Below are 15,911 nucleotides of genomic sequence, written 5' to 3' on the forward strand. Positions count from 1 at the left end.
CCATGTACCCACACGCAGCAGGCGACGTCCGGCCCCCGGATCGTCGCCTGCACTTGCTTACAGCCTGCTCCCTTACCGGCGGGTACACCAATGTCGTGCATGGCGCATGCCGCACCGGCTGAATTGTGGGAACCAGCCAAAAAGCGGCCTGGGCCACACGGGTCCGGCCGCCGTTCGCGCGAGGTTCGCCACAAATCACATCGAACAAGCTAGCGCGGGACGGCTGGGGAAAGCCCGTGACTAAGGGGCGGACAGGGGGTCTTCGCCGCCACGCTGGGTGGTGGCCATCCGCCGTTCAGCTCGCCAAGGGCCCGCCACCGGCCCGCGGTACCGCGCCGGCGGTTCGGCCGGTGACCCTTGACACACCCTTCCGGGTGCACCTACGTTCACCGGTAATCGATTTCTCGACGAGGGCCGCTCGAGCCGGGACAGGCGCGGGCGGGCGAGGGGCGAGGGCGGGAATGGGCGACGAGGGCGTCGCGCTGGTCGAGCTGGCCGGCGTCAGCAAGGCCTACGGCGGGGTGCGCGCAGTGCGCGCGGTGGACTTCACCGTGCGCGCGGGGGAGGTGCACGCGCTGCTCGGGGAGAACGGGGCGGGCAAGTCCACCCTGATGAAGGTGCTCTCCGGTGAAGTGGCCGCCGAGCAGGGGACGATCCGGATCGCAGGGGAGGCGGTCCGGTTCGCCCGGCCGGCCGACGCGCAGCGGGCCGGCGTCGCGATGATCCACCAGGAGCTGGACCTCGTGCCCGCGCTTTCGGTGGCGGAGAACGTTTTCCTCGGCCGCGAGCCGCACGCGCGCGGGGTGCTCGACCGCCGCCGGATGGTGGCCGAGACCCGGCAGCTGCTCGCGCGCACCGGTGTCGGCTTCGACGCGGCCACGCCGGTGGAGCTGTTGCGCACCGGCGAGCGGCAGCTGGTCACCATCGCCAAGGCGCTCTCGCTCGACGCGCGGATCCTGATCATGGACGAGCCCACTTCGGCGTTGTCCCCGCACGAGGTGACGCGGCTGTTCGCGGTGATCGACCAGCTCCGCCGCGACGGCGTGGCCGTGGTCTACATCTCGCACCGGATGGAGGAGATCGGCCGCGTCGCCGACCGCGCGACGGTGCTGCGCAACGGCGAGGTGGTGGCCGAGTTCGACGCGCGCGAGCTGACCGCGGCGCAGGCGGCCGAGGCGATGGTCGGCCGCCCGGTGCACCTCATGTTCCACGCCGAAACCCGCGCGACGGTGACCGAGGACGTGCTGGAGGTGGCCGACCTGGTGGTCCGGCCCCGGGCCGGGCGGCGCGAGCCCGCCGGGATCAGCCTGCGCGTGGGGGCCGGCGAGATCGTCGGCGTCGCCGGGCTGCTCGGCTCCGGCCGCACCGAACTGCTGGAGACGCTGTACGGCGCCGGGCCGAAGGGCGCGCGCAGCGGCACGGTTCGCCTGCGGGGCAAGGACTTCCGGCCACGGTCGCCGCGCGCGGCATTGCGGGCCGGTGTCGCGTACGTGCCGGAGGACCGGCGCGTCTCCGGGCTGGCGCTGGAGCATTCGGTGCTGGCCAACACCGTGCTGTCTATTGTGGACAAGCTGACGCGGTTCGGCCTCGTGCCCGCCGCCCGCGAGCGCGGCAAGGCCCGGGAGACCGCGGGGCGCCTCGGCGTGAAGCTCACCTCGCTGGCCGATCCGGTCGGCGCGCTCTCCGGCGGCAACCAGCAGAAGGTGGTGCTGGGCCGGGCGTTGCTGACCGAGCCCGCCCTGCTGCTGCTCGACGAGCCGACCCGCGGCGTCGACGTCGGCGCCAAGGCCGAGATCTACCGCATCCTCGGCGAGATCGCGCGGACCGGCGTCGGCGTGCTGCTGGCGTCTTCCGAACCCGCGGAGCTGGTCGGCGTGTGCGATCGCGTGGTGGTGCTGCGCGGCGGGCGCAGTGTCCACGAGCTGGACACCGCGCTGGCCGGCGAGGCGGAGCTGCTGGCGGCGTCGATGGGAGATGTGCGGTGAAGGCCCTCGCGGTGCTGTTCCGGTTCCAGAGCCTCTTCGGGCTGGTCATCGTGTTCGCCGCGGCCGTCGCGTTTTCCCCCTCGTACGGCGGGAGCCTGGTCTTCCTGGGCGCCGACAACCTGTTCAGCGTGGTGCGCGCGATCTCCGAGATCGGCATCATCGCGGTCGGCATGACGCTGGTGATCCTGGTCGGCGGGATCGACCTGTCGGTCGGCTCGGTGGTCGGGCTGGCCAGCGTCGGCATCGCGGAGCTGCTCACCGCCGACGACTGGGGGCTGGTCCCGGCGGTGCTGCTGATCCTCGCGCTGGGCCTGGTTTTCGGCCTGCTGCAAGGGATCGCGAGCGCGCGCTTCCGGATCCAGGCGTTCATCGTCACCCTCGCCGGCATGCAGATCGCGCGCGGGCTGGCCCGCATGTGGTCCGGCGGCGAGGGCGTGTCGATCACCTACGGCGACGGCCCGGGCCAGGCCCCGGTGCCGTTCTCCCTGCTGGGCGAACGGACCTTCGGCGGCGTGGTGCCGATCCCGGCGCTGATCTTCGTGGTGGTCGCCGTGCTGGCCGTGGTGCTGCTGCGGGTGAGCGCGTTCTCCCGGCACGTCTACGCGATCGGCGGCAACGAGCGGGCCGCGCGCCTGTCCGGTGTGCCGGTGACCCGGGTGAAGGTGCTCGTGTTCGGCGTCTGCGGGCTGCTCGCGGCGCTGGCCGGGATCGTCCACGCGGGACAGCTGAACTTCGGCGGCCCCAACGACGGCGTCGGCTACGAGCTGAACGCGATCGCCGCCGTGGTGATCGGCGGGACCAGTCTTTCGGGCGGGCGCGGGTCCGTGCTCGGCACCGTGGCGGGCGCGCTGCTGGTCGGCGTGCTGGACAACATCCTGCAGCTCAACGACGTCGACTCCAACGTGCAGCTGATCGTGGTCGGCGTGGTGATCGTGTTCGCCGCCGGCCTGCAGCGGCTGCGGCCGGCGTCGCTCGGCGCCGTGCCCGACCTCCAGGCGGATCCTCCAGCGGATTCTCAAGCAGATGCTCAGGCAGGGAAGGGGAGCTGATGTCCAAGAACACCCGCCGGATGGCGGTTCTGGTGGCCGCCGGGCTGGCGCTGACGGCCTGCGGCACCACCCACGAGAACGCGCCCGGCGCGTCGTCCGGCACCGCGCCCGCGCCGAAGGCCTGCAAGGGGCCCAGCGGGAAGTTCACCATCGGCATGAGCCAGGCGAACCTCGCCGAGCCCTACCGCGTGCGGATGGACGACGACATCCGCAAGGCGGCGGCGGGCGTGCCGCAGTTCACCGTCCACTACTCCGATGCCGCGCAGGACAATTCGAAGCAGGTGGAGCAGGTCAACACCTTCCTGACGCAGAAGATCGACCTGCTGATCATCAGCCCCAACGAGGCGACGCCGCTGACCGGCGTCGTCAAGCAGGCCTACGACCAGGGCATCCCGGTGCTGATCCTGGACCGCAAGGTGGACGGCGACGCGTACACCTCGTTCATCGGCGCGGACAACGTGGACATCGGGCGCCAGGCTGGGCAGTTCTTCGCCGAGAAGCTGTTGCCGCAGGGCGGAAAGGTCGTCGAGCTGAAGGGCCTCGCCGGCTCGACGCCCGCCAAGGAGCGCAGTGACGGCTTCGACAAGGGCATCGCGGGCAAGAACGTGAGCGTCATCGCGACGGCGGACGCGGACTGGTTGCGGGACAAGGGCCAGCAGCAGGCCGAAGCCCTCCTCAAGGCGCACCCGGACGCGCAGGCGATCTTCTCCGAGAACGACCCGATGGCCGAGGGCGCGCGGCTGGCCGCGCAGAACGCGGGCAAGGCGGACCTGCCGATCGTCGGCATCGACGGGCTGCCGGTGCCCGAGGGCGGCATCAAGGCGGTGGAGGCCGGCCGGCTGTCGGCGACGTTCGTCTACCCGACGGGCGGCGCGGAAGCCGTTGCGGCGGCGAAGAAACTGCTCATCGACTGCCAGCCGGTGGCCAAGACGCAGACCCTCGGCACGCGGCTGGTGACCAAGGACAACGCCGCCGCGGTGTACGCCGAGTTCAACCGCGGCTGAGCAGGGGGAGAGCATGGCTCGAATCGGCGTCCTGGCCATTTCCGACGGGCGCGGCCACGTGCACCGCCGCAACACCGGGTTCATCCGGTCCAAACGGGACAGTTTCACGGCGGCGCTGGAGGCGGCGGGGCACGAGGTGGTCGTCGGCGACCTGGTGGCCACCAACACCGTCGCCACGGCGGCGGCCCGGGAGGTCGCGGCGGCGGGCGTGGACGTCACGGTCTTCTACTACGCGGTGTGGAGCTTCCCGCACTTCACGATGCTCGCGGCGGACGCGACCACGAGCCCGTTGCTGCTGGTCGCCAGCACGGACCCGGCCGAGCCGGGGCTGGTCGGGATGCTCGCCGCCGGCGGCGCGCTGGACCAGATCGGCCGGGCGCACACGCGGCTGTGGGGCGCGCCGGACGAGGCGTCCCTGATCGCGGAGATCGGGGTGCGGGCGAGGGCCGCTTCGGCGGTGGCGTCGCTGCGCGGTTCGACGTTCGGGCGGTTCGGCGGGCGGCCGATGGGGATGAACACGGCCGTCGCGAACACCGACCAGTGGATGCGGCAGTTCGGCGTGGACGTCGAGGAGATCGACCAGTACGAGCTGGTGCTGCGCGCCGAGCGGGCCGACGCCGCGGAAGCCGCCGGCGCGCGCGAGTGGCTGGAGCGCCTGGCGACCGTGCACTACGACGGCGAGAAGCTCACGCCCGAGCTGCTGGAGCGGCAGATCCGGTCGTACCTGGCGGTGCGCGACATCGTGGCGGAGCGCGGCATCGACTTCTCCGGCATCAAGGGCCAGCCGGAGCTGACGGAGAACTTCGCGACGATGGACGTCACGGAGGCGTTCCTGAACGACCCGTACGACTGGAACGGGCCCAAGGCCGTGCACGTGACCGCCACCGAGGCGGACATGGACGGCGCGCTGACCATGCAGCTGATGCACCGGATCACGGGCACGCCGGTGCTGTTCGCGGACGTCCGCCACTACCACGCCGACCGCGACATCTGGGACCTGTGCAATTCGGGCCAGCACGCGACCTGGTTCGCGGCGCGCAGCGCGGACCCGGCGGAGAACCTGGCGAAGGTGCACCTGTACCCGGAGGTGTTCTTCTTCCCCGCGGGCGGCGCCTCGGTGCAGCACATCGCCGCCCCGGGCGCCATGACCCTCGCCCGCCTGACCCGCCTCTCCGGCGCCTACCGCCTCCAGCTCCTCCAGGGCGACTTCGAGTCCTACGACGCCGCGACGAACGCCGCCCTGGCCGCCTCCTCGACCCCGGAATGGCCCCACGCCTTCGCCCGCCTCGACGTACCCGCCCCGACCTTCCTCTCGACCTTCGGCGCCAACCACATCCACGCCGTCCCCGGCGACTTCCGCCCCGAGCTCCGGGCGGCGGCGGAACTGATGGGGGTACGGGTGGAGGAGTGGAGCCGGGCGGGCTGAGTGGTCGGTTGGTCGGTCGGTCGGTGGGTCCCGACCGGCTGAGACCGGCCTGCTGGGCTGGCCCGCTGAGATCGGCGTGCTGGGGTTGGCTGACTGAGACCCACCCGCGTTGTCGGGGTTGGGTCACTGAGGACGGCGTGCCGGGGCCAGGTGCGAATGGGCCTGGACCTCACAGGAGGCAGGCTGGCGGCGGCCGTGGCCATGCGCGCCTGCCGCTGACCTGGACTGCCCGCTCCCCGCCCAGCGTCTGGCACCCGGCCGACCGGCGCCTCACAGCAGCGGCCCGGCGCCCTGTATCTGGCGCCCGGCCGACCGGTGTCCGAAAGATGTGGTCCGGCGCCCTGTATCTGGCGCCCGGCCGACCGGTGTCCGAAAGGTGTGGTCCGGCGCCCTGTATCTGGCACCCGGCCGACCGGTGTCCGAAAGGTGTGGTCCGGTGCCCTGCATTGGCGCCCGGCCGACCGGCGCTCGAGAGGTGCGGCCCCGGCGCCCTCACAGCAGCGGCCCGGCGCCCTGCGTCTGGGGCCCGCAGGCCGGTGCTCGAGAGGTGCGGCCGACATCCCGCCCACCGGCGCTCGAGAGGTGCGGCCCGGCGCCCGGCGCCTGTGCCATTCGACGCTGCCGAGCTGGGCGACGCGCGCGGGGTGGGTGGCGTTTTCCGGGTATCGGTGCTGTGGCCCTCGTCGCGATCGCTTGGCCGGGTCGGGGGCGGGGCTCACCATGGCTGAGGTGCGGGTGGTCTGATGCGGCTGCCGCCGGGTCTCCCTTTCGAGTGGTCGCTAATGCCGATGAGTGAGCGTATGAGACATGGGTCTCCACCAAAGGGGTGAAAGATCGACTGTCGGGCAGCTCGTAGTCTTACGGCGCGTTACTCATAGAGGAACATTCACGTTAGACCCCGAGAACGAATCAAGGAGGTACCGCCATGGGCACCGAGAGCCCCGCCGTCCGCGCGACGGTCATCTTCGGGCTGCGCACGTTCGGGGCCGTCCCGCTGCCGGTGCGCGCCGACCTCGAGTACGACCCGTCGGATCCGTATGCGATCGCCGTGGGTTATCACGCCGGTCCGGGGGTGGTGCGGTGGCTGTTCGGCCGCGACCTGCTGGCCGACGGCCTGATCGCGCCGGCGGGTGACGGGGACGTTCGCGTCCGCCCGGCCGCCGACCCCTCGCGCGTGATCGTCGAGCTGAACGCCCCCGACGGCTCCGCCGTGCTGGAAGCCCCGGCCAGCGAGCTCGCCGACTTCCTCGACCGCACCTACGACGCGATCCCCGCCGGCGACGAGGCCCGCTGGTTCGACTTCGACCACGAGCTGACCAAGCTCGCGATGCACGACTGACCGACCCGCTTTTTCCGGCGGGCGGATCCGCGAGCGGGCGGGTGGGGATCGCGGGTCGGCCGGGCACCGCGGTGCTCATCGCGGCCGGGCCGGGTGACGACGGCTGGACGCCATCACGCGAAGCCCGGCCGAAGGTCAACGGCTCAACGGCTCAACCCAACAGCCCGACAGTCCAAGGGCCGACAGTCCAAGGGCCGACAGCCCGACGGCTCACCGCCGCGCACACCAGGCTGTGCGCGACCTGGTAACGAATCCCGAACCCCGACCCGTTGTGGTTTCCCGGTTCCGGCTCGGCGAGCGTTCTCGAATACGCTGCCTCCCCCGCCGTGAAAGGGTTTTCTCGTTTCCCTCGCCCGTCCGCGGGCGTCAGGGGGCATTCGCCCCGGTGGGTGGCGCGGGTTGACCTGTGCCCTCAGCGGCGTACGGTCATGATGGTTGGCTGTTGTTCAAAACCATGTGCTTCGGTCAGCGCCTTCAGTAGTTGCCTGCGGAAGGAGCGCACCATGACTGCCCGGTTTTCGGTATTCTCCGCTCCCACCGAGCTCACGGTGACCATCACCGGCCGCGAAGGCGTCTTGGTCCTGACCACCGTCGGTGACATCGACGCCGCCAGCGTTCGTGCGCTCGACGAGGCGCTGGTCACCGCGCTGGCCGGCAGCGAGCGGGTGATCGTGGACCTCTCTCGCGTGGAATTCCTCGGCTGCGCCGGGATTCGGGTGCTCTGCGTCGCCGCCGAGCGGCACCCGTCGCTCACCGTGGTGTCCGGCACCGGGCACGGGGTGCGGCGCTGCCTGGAAATCACCGACGCCGGCCGGCACCTGACGATCCACGAGACGCTGGCCGCGGCGATTTCGCCCGCCAGGAACGAGGAATCGACCACCTGATCGGGGCGGTGCGTTTCGCCGCCGGGCGGCCCGGGTAGGCCGGGGAGATGACTGCCCAGACCGAGAACGTCCCGGAAATCGAGCTGAACAACGGTGTCCGCATCCCGCAGTTCGGGTTCGGGGTCTTCCAGATCCCGCCGGAGGGCACCGCGGAGGCGGTGCGGACCGCGCTCGAAGCCGGCTACCGCCACCTCGACACCGCGCAGCTGTACGGCAACGAGCAGGGCGTCGGCGACGGCATCCGCCAGTCGGGCCTGCCGCGTGAAGAACTCTTCGTCACCACCAAGCTCGCCAACGACGCGCAAGGCCACGACAACGCGATCAACGCACTGGAAGGCAGCCTGCAACGGCTGGGGCTCGAACAGGTGGACCTCTACCTGATCCACTGGCCGCTGCCGAGCCAGGACAAGTACGTGCGGACGTGGACGGGTTTCGAAGAGCTGCTGCGGGCGGGCAAGACCCGCGCGATCGGCGTGTCGAACTTCCAGATCGCGCACCTCGAACGGCTGGCCGGGGAGACCGGGACGGTGCCCGCGGTGAACCAGATCGAGCTGCACCCCGCGTTGCAGCAGACGGAGCTGCGCGCCTACCACCGGACGCACGGCATCGCCACGGAAGCGTGGAGCCCGCTGGCCCAGGGGGAGCTGCTGACGGACCCGGTGCTCACCGACCTGGCCGGGAAACACGGGAGAACCGCCGCCCAGGTGGTGCTGCGGTGGCACATCCAGCTCGGCAACATCGTGTTCCCCAAGTCCAAGACACCCGACCGCATCCGCGAGAACATCGACGTGTTCGACTTCGCGCTGTCCGACGACGACCTGGCGGCGATCGGCAAGCTCGACGCCGGCCACCGCACCGGCTTCGACCCGGACACCTTCGGCGGGTAACCCTTTCACCGCAATGGTTTCCGTCCACGATCGGGCGGGGTACCCCACGTGAAACCACGCCAGGATGGAGCACTCGGATGAACACCAACGCGTACCTGTCTTTCCTCGCGATCGGGATCGTGCTCGTCGTCGTCGACGGGCAGGTCATCTACCGCAGCGGCCGCGGGTACCTGGAGAACTCCTACGGCGACCCGGGCGCCGGCGCGTCGATGACCCGCCTGGTGACCGTGCTGTTCCACCTGGTGGCGCTGGGGTTGCTGGCCCTGCTGTCCACGATCCCCATGGGGGACGGCGATCTCCCGGGAGTGGTGGGCCGCCTCGGCGCGCTGCTGCTGGTGCTCGCGGTCATCCACGCCGTCACCCTCGGCGCGCTCGGCCGCCTGCGCGGTGCGCAGGTCGGCGAGGCGGTGGTGAACCGGCGGATGTCCCGCAGCGAGGCCGAACAGCGCGGCTCGGTCGTCACGCCGGTGCCGGGCCAGGAGGGGAACTACCCCGACGTGAGCCCCTCGCTGGAGCATCGCGCGCCGTACTCCACTCCCTGACCTCAAGCCCTGGGGAGGTCCGTGTGCGGCTTACCTGATTGTGGGTACCCCATCAGGGGGACACGCCGACGTACACGAGGAGTCACAGCATGAGAGGTCCGATCGCGGGGATCGAGCGCGAGCGCAAGTACGAGATCGGTGAGACGACCGGGATTCCGGGGCTGGTCGGTACCGGCCCGGTCCGGAGCCAGGCGGCGCCCGCCGAGCAGTTCCTGGACGCCACCTACTACGACACCACCGGTTTCGCGTTGGCGCAGAAGGGAATCACGCTGCGACGGCGCACCGGCGGCGAAGACGCGGGGTGGCATCTGAAGCTGCCGATCGGCCCTGACACGCGCGAGGAGCTGAACGTCGCGCTCGGCGCGGACGAGCTGAAGGTGCCGAAGGAGCTGTCGCGGCTTCTGCGCGCGTACACGCTGGGCCGCAAGTTGGTGCCGATCGCGCACCTCAAGACCGACCGCTTCGCGCACCAGCTCACCGACGGCGACGGGCACCCCGTCGCCACGCTCACCGACGACCACGTGACGGGCGAGGCCGGTGGCGAGTCCGCGCGGCTGGACCGGTGGCGGGAGCTGGAGATCGAGCTGGCCCCCGAGGTCGCGCCCGGAGTGCTCGACGAGCTGGGACACGCGTTGACCGGCGCGGGTGCGAAGACGTCGCCGTGGCCGTCGAAGCTGCGCCGGCTGATCGGGGACCGGGTGCCGGCGCGGAAGAAGCCGGCCGAACGGCCCGACGCGGGCACCGTTGTGGTCGGGTACCTGCGGCAGCAGGCCGACCGCTTGCGCCAGGCGGACGTGGGCGTGCGGCGGGATGCCGACGACTCCGTGCACCAGTTGCGCGTGGCCGTGCGGAAGCTGCGAAGCGCGCTGCGGACCTTCGGGTCCATTGTGGATGGTGCGGCGACCGCGGAGCTGGTGGCCGAGCTGGGCTGGCTGGGACGGCGGCTGGGGCCGGCGCGGGACTTGGAGGTCGCCGCGACGCTGGTGGCCGCGGACGTGGACCGGTTGCCGCCGGAGCTGGTTCTGGGTCCGGTGCGCCAGTACGTGACGCGGTATTTCGCGCGGGAGCAAACCGTTGCGCGGGAACGGGTTGTGGAGACGGTGGACGGCGGCCGGTACCTGCGGTTGCTGCGTTCGCTGGATTCGGTGCTGGCGGAGCCGCCGTTGACTGCCGCGGCCGGGAAACCCGCGCGCAAGGGGTTGCGGAGGCCGGTGCGCAAGGCCGTGCGGAAGATGGAGCGGGCGGAGAAGGCGGCGCGGGGCCTTTCCGGTGTGGACCGGGAGGTGGCCCTGCACAGTGTGCGGAAGAAGGCCAAGCGGGTCCGGTACGCGCTGGACGTGATCCGGCCCGTCGAAAAGGTGGGGGACTGGCGCAAGCGCGTGAAGGGCGCGCTGCGGGAGCTGGGACGGCACCAGGATGTGGTGGCGAGCCGGGAAGTGTTGTACCGGCTGGGAATCTCGGGCTTCGGGGATGGTGAGAACACGTTCACGTTCGGGGTGTTGCTCGGGCGCGGCGATGGGGCCGCGGCCGAGCATCGGGACGGATTCGCGCGGGCTTGGCGGCGATTGCGGGGCAAGCGGCCCGGATGGCTGTCCTGATCCGGCGAGTCGGCTGAAGACCGCGACCGTGTTCGAACACGGTCGCGGACGAGCCGGTGTTGTTATGCGGGCAAACACCGGTGACAGCGGGCCGTGCGGAAACCCGGCCGGGTGGCCGGCCTACTTGCCGAGGGCTTTCTTCAGTTCCTGCTTGGACATGGCCGAGCGGCCGCGGATGTTGCGCTGCTTGGCCTCGTTGTAGAGCTGGTCCTTGGTGGGGCCGCCGGGGCCTTGGCGGTTGCCCGAGCGTTTGCCGCCGCGGTGCTGGGGGCTCACGTCGTGGGTGGAGGTGCGGCTCGCCTGGCGGGACTCGCCGGACTGGGCGCGGTTCTTGTTGACGGTGCGGGCGGCGATCTCCTCGGCGCGATCGGTACTGGCGCCCCGCTCGCGCTGGGAGTCCTTGATGTGCTGGTACTGACGCTCGCGCTTGGTGCTCCAGGTTTGCTGCGGCATGGCTGCTCCCTTCCTCGACCGCTGGGTACCCCGGTCCCGGCGGGAACCAAACGTGCAGGTCAGAGGGTTGCCGCAAGTGCCGTTGAACCGGCGGGCCCGATCGTCCGTGTGCTGGGATGACAGCGAGCGGGCAGGGAGGCCAGGATGCGGTTCCACCAGGACGGGCCGGTGGTGTTGGTGCTGCCGGGCAACGTCGACGACCTGACCGAGCCCAGCGGCGGCAACACCTACGACCGCCGGATGTGCGGGAGCCTGCCGGGCGCCGGGACGGCCGTGCTGGAGCTGGCGGTGCCCGGGAGCTGGCCCGAGCCGGGGCCCACGGCGCGGGCGCGGCTGGCCGGGGCGCTCGCCGAACTGCCGGACCGGGCCACCGTGCTGCTCGACGGGCTGGTGGCCTGCGGGGTGCCCGAGATCCTCGCCCCGCACGCGCGGCGGCTGCGGCTCGGCGTGCTCGTCCACCTGCCGCTGGCCGACGAGACCGGGCTCGACCCGGAGCGTGCCGCCGAGCTGGAGGGCCGCGAACGCGAGACGCTGCGGCTGGCCGGGCTCGTCGTCGCGACCAGTCCGGCCGCGGGGCGGGACCTGGTCCGACGGCACGAGCTGGAACCGTCTCGCGTGCAGGTCGTGGCGCCGGGCACCGACCGCGCGCCGCTGGCGTCCGGGTCCGACGGTGTTTCCCGCCTGCTGTGCGTCGCCGCGGTGACGCCGCGCAAGGCGCAGGACCTGCTGGTCGAGGCACTGTCCCAAGTGGACGATCTCACGGCCGAGTGCGTCGGCTCGCTCACCCGGGAGCCGGACTACGCCGACGAACTGCGCTGGACCGTCCGGCGGCTCGGCCTCGACGAGCGTGTGCAGCTGACCGGGCCGAGGTCCGGCGCCGCCCTCGACGCCGTCTACGACACCGCGGACCTGCTGGTGCTCCCGTCCCACGCCGAGACCTACGGCATGGTCGTCACCGAGGCGCTGGCCCGCGGCATCCCCGTGCTCGCCACCGACGTCGGCGGCGTCCGTGACGCGCTCGGCACCTCCCCCGGCGGCACCGTGCCCGGACTGCTCGTGCCACCCGGTGACGTGGGCGCGCTGGCCGGCGCCCTGCGCCGCTGGGCGGACGACGCCGAGCTGCGCGACCGTCTCCGTGCCGCCGCGATCGAGCGCGCCGGCACCCTCGAGGACTGGGACGGCGCCGCTCGCCGGCTCACCGAAGTCCTCACCCGTTTCCGTTTTGCTCCCATCGAGGTGGCCTGAAAATGCGCACGTTCTGGGTGTGGTTCCGGGTTCTCGGCGGCTTCGCCATCATCGGCGGGCTGGCCTGGCGGCTGGGCACCGGCGCGTTCCTCGAGGGGCTGCGCGTGATCGGCCCGTGGCCGCTGCTCGCCGCGCTCGTGCTGGGCTTGGTGAGCACGGTGGCGAGTGCCTGCCGCTGGCGGGTGGTGGCGTCGCGGCTCGGGCTGCGGCTCGCGTTACGCGACGCGGTGGGCGACTACTACCGCGCGCAGTTCCTCAACGGCGTGCTGCCGGCCGGCGTGCTCGGCGACGTCCACCGGGCCGTGCAGCACGGGCGCAAATCCGGTGACGTCGGCCGCGGCGTGCGGGCGGTGGTGCTGGAGCGGACCGCCGGCCAGGTGGTGGTCGTCCTCGCCGGGGTGGCCGTGCTGCTCCTGCGCCCGGCGGTGGTGCCGCCGGTGGCGCACGACGTGCTGATCGTGTCCGGCGCGGCCGTGCTGGCGATCGCCGTGGCCGTGGTCGCGGTGGCGTTCGCCGGCGGCTCGCGGTGGCTGGAGAGCCCGTCACGGTGGCGGCGCGCGTTCGCCGTCTCGATGGCCGACGTGCGCGCCGGGCTGCTCGGCCTCGGCGCCTGGCCCCGGGTGACCGCGCTTTCGCTGCTCGCGCTCGCCGGGCACCTGGCCTTGTTCGTCGTCGCCGCGCGGGCCGCCGGGGCGACGGCGTCGCTCACGACCGTGCTGCCGCTGCTGGTGCTCGCGCTGCTGGCGATGGGCCTGCCGGTGAACGTCGGCGGCTTCGGGCCGCGCGAAGGCGTTGCGGCACTGGCCTTCGCCGCGGCCGGGCTCGGCGCGCAGCTGGGCCTGACCGTGGCCGTGGTCTACGGCGTGCTCGGCCTGGTGTCCAGTCTGCCCGGCGGCGCGCTGCTGCTCGCGCACTGGGTCGGCGGCCTGCGCCGGACGGCTCCGCAGCCGGTTCGGCAAGCCGCTCTGGAGCCGGCCTCGCGACCGGCCCGCGTGCCGGCGCGATCGGCTGCGTGAGGCCCGGACGCCCGGACCGCGGGGGCTCCGCGTCGCAGTGCTCGCCGGTCATTTCCACTTCGCGGGTGGCCGGCCGCCTGAAGGAGCAGCCCGGTGGTCGCCCCCGCCCCGAGTGGATCAACGCGGGCGCTCTACCGTGCACCCGTGCGGTTCGTGGTGGTTGTTTTCCTCCTGCTGGCCGCCTCGGCCTGCGCTTCGTCCGACGCGGCCGTGGGCGGGGATTCCGTCGTGCGGACGGCGTCGGGCCAGGTGCGCGGCACCGTCGCCGAGGATTACCGGCTGTTCCAGGGCATCCCGTATGCCGCGCCGCCGGTGGGGGAGCGGCGCTGGCAGCCGCCCGCCGCGCCGGAGCCGTGGCTCGGCGAGCGGGACGCGACGAAGCCCGCGCCGCGGTGCCCGCAGGACAAACCCGCCGACGGGGCGGCGACGAGTGAGAACTGCCTTTCGCTGAACGTCTGGACGCCGAAGACCGCCACCCGGCTCCCGGTGCTGGTGTGGATCCACGGCGGCGCGTTCGTGAACGGCGGCGGCGACCGCTACGACGCGCGGGACCTGGCCACGCGCGGCGACGAGGTCGTGGTCACGGTCAACTACCGGCTCGGCGCCCTCGGCTTCCTGGCCGACCCCGCGCTGGCGCCTTCGGGCGAAGCCGGGAACTACGGGCTGCAGGACCAGCAGCAGGCGCTGCGCTGGGTGCGCGACAACATCGAGGCCTTCGGCGGCGACCCCGGGGCGGTGACGATCGCCGGCCAGTCCGCGGGCGGCATATCGGTGTGCGATCACCTGGTGGCGCCGGGCTCGCGCGGGCTGTTCCGCGCCGCCGTGATCCAAAGTGGACCGTGCCAGGCCCAGGCGACGCTGGCCGGCGCCGTCAAGTCCAGTGTGGACTACAGCAGCCGGCACGGGTGCGCGGACCGGGCGACGGCGGCGGCCTGCCTGCGGGCGCTGCCGGCGGCGGACCTGCTGGACGCGCCCCAGTTCTTCGCGGTCGCCGGGATCGGCATGCCCGGCCCGGTGGTGGGCGGCTCGGTGCTGCCGGTGGCGCCGCTCGACGGGTTCCGCCGCGGGGCGGCCGTTCCGGTGCCGGTGGTGGTGGGCACGACGCACGACGAGTTCACGTACTTCCTCGCGGAGCAGGTCGCGGCCACGAAGAAACCCGTGACGCCAGACCGTTACGTCGCAGCTCTGACCTCCGTCTTCGGCGACGGCGCTTCGGTGGCTTCGCACTACCCGTTGGCCTTGTTCGGTGGTGACGCTTCGCGTGCGTACGCGGCAGCTGTCACCGACAGCGGCTTCTCGTGCGCCGCGCAGGACATGGCGACCGCACTGGCCGCGCGGGCGCCGGTGTGGGCATACGAGTTCAACGACCCGACATCACCGGCCGCCGCCACGATCCACGCGCCGTTCCCGCTCGGCGCTTCGCACACGTTCGAGCTGCCGTACCTCTTCCGGTTCGACGGCCAGGTCGGCCCGCTTGACCCGGCGCAGCAACGGCTTTCGGACCGGATGATCGCCGCCTGGACCGGGTTCGTGCGCTCGGGCGCCCCGCCGGTCTGGCCGCGGTTCGGTGCCGTGCAGACGTTCCGCGCGGACGGCGTCGCGGTGACGAAGTCCTTCGCCGCGGATCACCGCTGCGCGTTCTGGAGCGGCTTCACCCGGCACTGACCCGGTTCCGGCAGGATGTCCGCCATGACGGTGACCGCAGCGGACCTCGACGTTGTCCTCGGCTGTTTCGACCAGGCGCTCCGGCCGGTCGTCGACCGGGACTGGACTCGCCGGGCCGGCGACGTCGAGTGGGACTGCCGGCACACCGCCGAGCACGTCGGCGACTGCCTGCTCTCCTACGCCGCCCAGCTGGTCACCGCGCCGCTCGAGGGTTACGTGCCGCTGCTCGCCACGATGGAGGAAGGCGCGTCGAACGCCCAGGCGCTCGACGTCGCGCTCACCGGCGGCCGGCTGCTCGCCGCGGCCGTGCGGACCACCGGCCCGGACGTCCGCGCCTATCACCCGACCGGCTTGGCGGACGCGGAGGGCTTCGCCGCCATGGGGTGCGTCGAGGCGCTGATGCACGGTGAGGACATCGCCACCGGCCTCGGCGTGCCGGAGCGGATCGACCCGCCGCGTGACGTGTGCGCCCGCGTGCTGGCGCGGTTGTTCCCGGAACACGACGTCGAAGGTGACGCCTGGCAGGCGCTGCGCTGGTGCGCGGGCCGGATCGAGCTGCCGGGGCGGCCGAGGCGCACAGACTGGACGTGGCGCGGCGCCCCCTTCGGCGAGTGACCGGCCGCCTCGTCGGGTGCGGACGAGCGGCGGGGCGCCCCGCTCGGCGAGTGACCGGCCGTCTCGCAGGGTGAACGCGGCTGCCCCGCCACGGTCACATCCGGTAGTCTTGACAGCCAGGTCGAGAGGCGCTGCAACGGACCAGGCGGTCCGCCACGCTCGGCCGCTCCGTTCGTGAAAGGGCGCCTCCGTGATGCGATACG

General features: G+C 72.4%; 14 protein-coding genes. 13 read left to right on the forward strand and 1 reads right to left on the reverse strand.

Annotation, left to right across the window (positions count from 1 at the left end):
• Positions 1 to 461 precede the first annotated feature (461 nt).
• The 9 genes from BMY97_RS08550 to BMY97_RS08590 all read left to right on the forward strand — a co-directional run bounded on the left by BMY97_RS08550 (position 462) and on the right by BMY97_RS08590 (position 10,714).
• Positions 462 to 1,985 carry a sugar ABC transporter ATP-binding protein gene (locus BMY97_RS08550; RefSeq protein WP_091615103.1) on the forward strand — a complete coding sequence of 508 codons (1,524 nt, stop codon included), beginning with the start codon at positions 462 to 464 and terminating at the stop codon, positions 1,983 to 1,985.
• The gene (locus BMY97_RS08555) at positions 1,982 to 3,034 is read left to right on the forward strand and encodes an ABC transporter permease (RefSeq protein WP_091615106.1); all 1,053 of its coding nucleotides are present in this window, start codon (positions 1,982 to 1,984) and stop codon (positions 3,032 to 3,034) included. Before BMY97_RS08550 ends, BMY97_RS08555 begins: the two co-directional genes overlap by 4 nt.
• The gene (locus BMY97_RS08560) at positions 3,034 to 4,038 is read left to right on the forward strand and encodes a substrate-binding domain-containing protein (RefSeq protein ID WP_091615109.1); all 1,005 of its coding nucleotides are present in this window, start codon (positions 3,034 to 3,036) and stop codon (positions 4,036 to 4,038) included. The genes BMY97_RS08555 and BMY97_RS08560 overlap by 1 nt, the downstream gene beginning before the upstream one ends.
• A 13-nt stretch (positions 4,039 to 4,051) precedes the next feature.
• The gene (locus tag BMY97_RS08565) at positions 4,052 to 5,464 is read left to right on the forward strand and encodes an L-fucose/L-arabinose isomerase family protein (RefSeq protein WP_091615111.1); all 1,413 of its coding nucleotides are present in this window, start codon (positions 4,052 to 4,054) and stop codon (positions 5,462 to 5,464) included.
• A 925-nt stretch (positions 5,465 to 6,389) separates the two neighbouring features.
• Positions 6,390 to 6,803 carry an SsgA family sporulation/cell division regulator gene (locus BMY97_RS08570; RefSeq protein ID WP_091615114.1) on the forward strand — a complete coding sequence of 138 codons (414 nt, stop codon included), beginning with the start codon at positions 6,390 to 6,392 and terminating at the stop codon, positions 6,801 to 6,803.
• Between the two features lie 503 nt (positions 6,804 to 7,306).
• Positions 7,307 to 7,687: an STAS domain-containing protein gene (locus tag BMY97_RS08575; protein ID WP_091615117.1), complete on the forward strand. Its 381-nt coding sequence runs from the start codon at positions 7,307 to 7,309 to the stop codon at positions 7,685 to 7,687.
• 47 nt (positions 7,688 to 7,734) lie between these two features.
• Positions 7,735 to 8,574: an aldo/keto reductase gene (locus BMY97_RS08580; RefSeq protein WP_091615119.1), complete on the forward strand. Its 840-nt coding sequence runs from the start codon at positions 7,735 to 7,737 to the stop codon at positions 8,572 to 8,574.
• A gap of 77 nt (positions 8,575 to 8,651) precedes the next feature.
• Positions 8,652 to 9,116 carry a hypothetical protein gene (locus BMY97_RS08585; protein WP_091615122.1) on the forward strand — a complete coding sequence of 155 codons (465 nt, stop codon included), beginning with the start codon at positions 8,652 to 8,654 and terminating at the stop codon, positions 9,114 to 9,116.
• Between the two features lie 89 nt (positions 9,117 to 9,205).
• Positions 9,206 to 10,714 carry a CYTH and CHAD domain-containing protein gene (locus BMY97_RS08590; RefSeq protein WP_091615125.1) on the forward strand — a complete coding sequence of 503 codons (1,509 nt, stop codon included), beginning with the start codon at positions 9,206 to 9,208 and terminating at the stop codon, positions 10,712 to 10,714.
• Between the two features lie 120 nt (positions 10,715 to 10,834).
• Here BMY97_RS08590 and BMY97_RS08595 read toward each other — a convergent pair whose 3' ends face one another.
• Positions 10,835 to 11,167 (reverse strand): plasmid stabilization protein, encoded by a 333-nt coding sequence (locus BMY97_RS08595; protein WP_091615128.1) that lies wholly within the window; start codon positions 11,165 to 11,167, stop codon positions 10,835 to 10,837.
• Between the two features lie 144 nt (positions 11,168 to 11,311).
• Here BMY97_RS08595 and BMY97_RS08600 point away from each other — a divergent pair, with 144 nt between their 5' ends.
• The 4 genes from BMY97_RS08600 (at position 11,312) to BMY97_RS08615 (ending at position 15,708) form a co-directional block, all read left to right on the forward strand.
• Positions 11,312 to 12,412 (forward strand): glycosyltransferase family 4 protein, encoded by a 1,101-nt coding sequence (locus tag BMY97_RS08600; RefSeq protein WP_091615131.1) that lies wholly within the window; start codon positions 11,312 to 11,314, stop codon positions 12,410 to 12,412.
• Positions 12,413 to 12,414: 2 nt separating this feature from the next.
• The gene (locus BMY97_RS08605) at positions 12,415 to 13,428 is read left to right on the forward strand and encodes a lysylphosphatidylglycerol synthase domain-containing protein (RefSeq protein ID WP_091615133.1); all 1,014 of its coding nucleotides are present in this window, start codon (positions 12,415 to 12,417) and stop codon (positions 13,426 to 13,428) included.
• Positions 13,429 to 13,572: 144 nt separating this feature from the next.
• A complete protein-coding gene (locus BMY97_RS08610; protein WP_245787224.1) occupies positions 13,573 to 15,093 on the forward strand; it encodes a carboxylesterase/lipase family protein in 1,521 nt (506 codons plus the stop codon).
• A gap of 24 nt (positions 15,094 to 15,117) precedes the next feature.
• Complete coding sequence (locus BMY97_RS08615; protein ID WP_091615137.1) at positions 15,118 to 15,708, forward strand: maleylpyruvate isomerase mycothiol-dependent enzyme family protein; 591 nt, start codon at positions 15,118 to 15,120, stop codon at positions 15,706 to 15,708.
• Positions 15,709 to 15,911: the final 203 nt, after the last annotated feature.

This window comes from Amycolatopsis saalfeldensis (assembly GCF_900110575.1).
Lineage (GTDB): Bacteria > Actinomycetota > Actinomycetes > Mycobacteriales > Pseudonocardiaceae > Amycolatopsis > Amycolatopsis saalfeldensis.

Bases quoted from the DNA above. Each gene is read 5' to 3' on its own strand.
- BMY97_RS08580 (WP_091615119.1), top strand. From the start codon at position 7,735: ATGACTGCCCAGACCGAGAACGTCCCGGAAATCGAGCTGAACAACGGT.
- BMY97_RS08595 (WP_091615128.1), bottom strand. From the start codon at position 11,167: ATGCCGCAGCAAACCTGGAGCACCAAGCGCGAGCGTCAGTACCAGCAC.
- BMY97_RS08550 (WP_091615103.1), top strand. From the start codon at position 462: ATGGGCGACGAGGGCGTCGCGCTGGTCGAGCTGGCCGGCGTCAGCAAG.
- BMY97_RS08585 (WP_091615122.1), top strand. From the start codon at position 8,652: ATGAACACCAACGCGTACCTGTCTTTCCTCGCGATCGGGATCGTGCTC.
- BMY97_RS08570 (WP_091615114.1), top strand. From the start codon at position 6,390: ATGGGCACCGAGAGCCCCGCCGTCCGCGCGACGGTCATCTTCGGGCTG.
- BMY97_RS08615 (WP_091615137.1), top strand. From the start codon at position 15,118: ATGACGGTGACCGCAGCGGACCTCGACGTTGTCCTCGGCTGTTTCGAC.
- BMY97_RS08560 (WP_091615109.1), top strand. From the start codon at position 3,034: ATGTCCAAGAACACCCGCCGGATGGCGGTTCTGGTGGCCGCCGGGCTG.
- BMY97_RS08575 (WP_091615117.1), top strand. From the start codon at position 7,307: ATGACTGCCCGGTTTTCGGTATTCTCCGCTCCCACCGAGCTCACGGTG.
- BMY97_RS08565 (WP_091615111.1), top strand. From the start codon at position 4,052: ATGGCTCGAATCGGCGTCCTGGCCATTTCCGACGGGCGCGGCCACGTG.
- BMY97_RS08600 (WP_091615131.1), top strand. From the start codon at position 11,312: ATGCGGTTCCACCAGGACGGGCCGGTGGTGTTGGTGCTGCCGGGCAAC.
- BMY97_RS08590 (WP_091615125.1), top strand. From the start codon at position 9,206: ATGAGAGGTCCGATCGCGGGGATCGAGCGCGAGCGCAAGTACGAGATC.
- BMY97_RS08605 (WP_091615133.1), top strand. From the start codon at position 12,415: ATGCGCACGTTCTGGGTGTGGTTCCGGGTTCTCGGCGGCTTCGCCATC.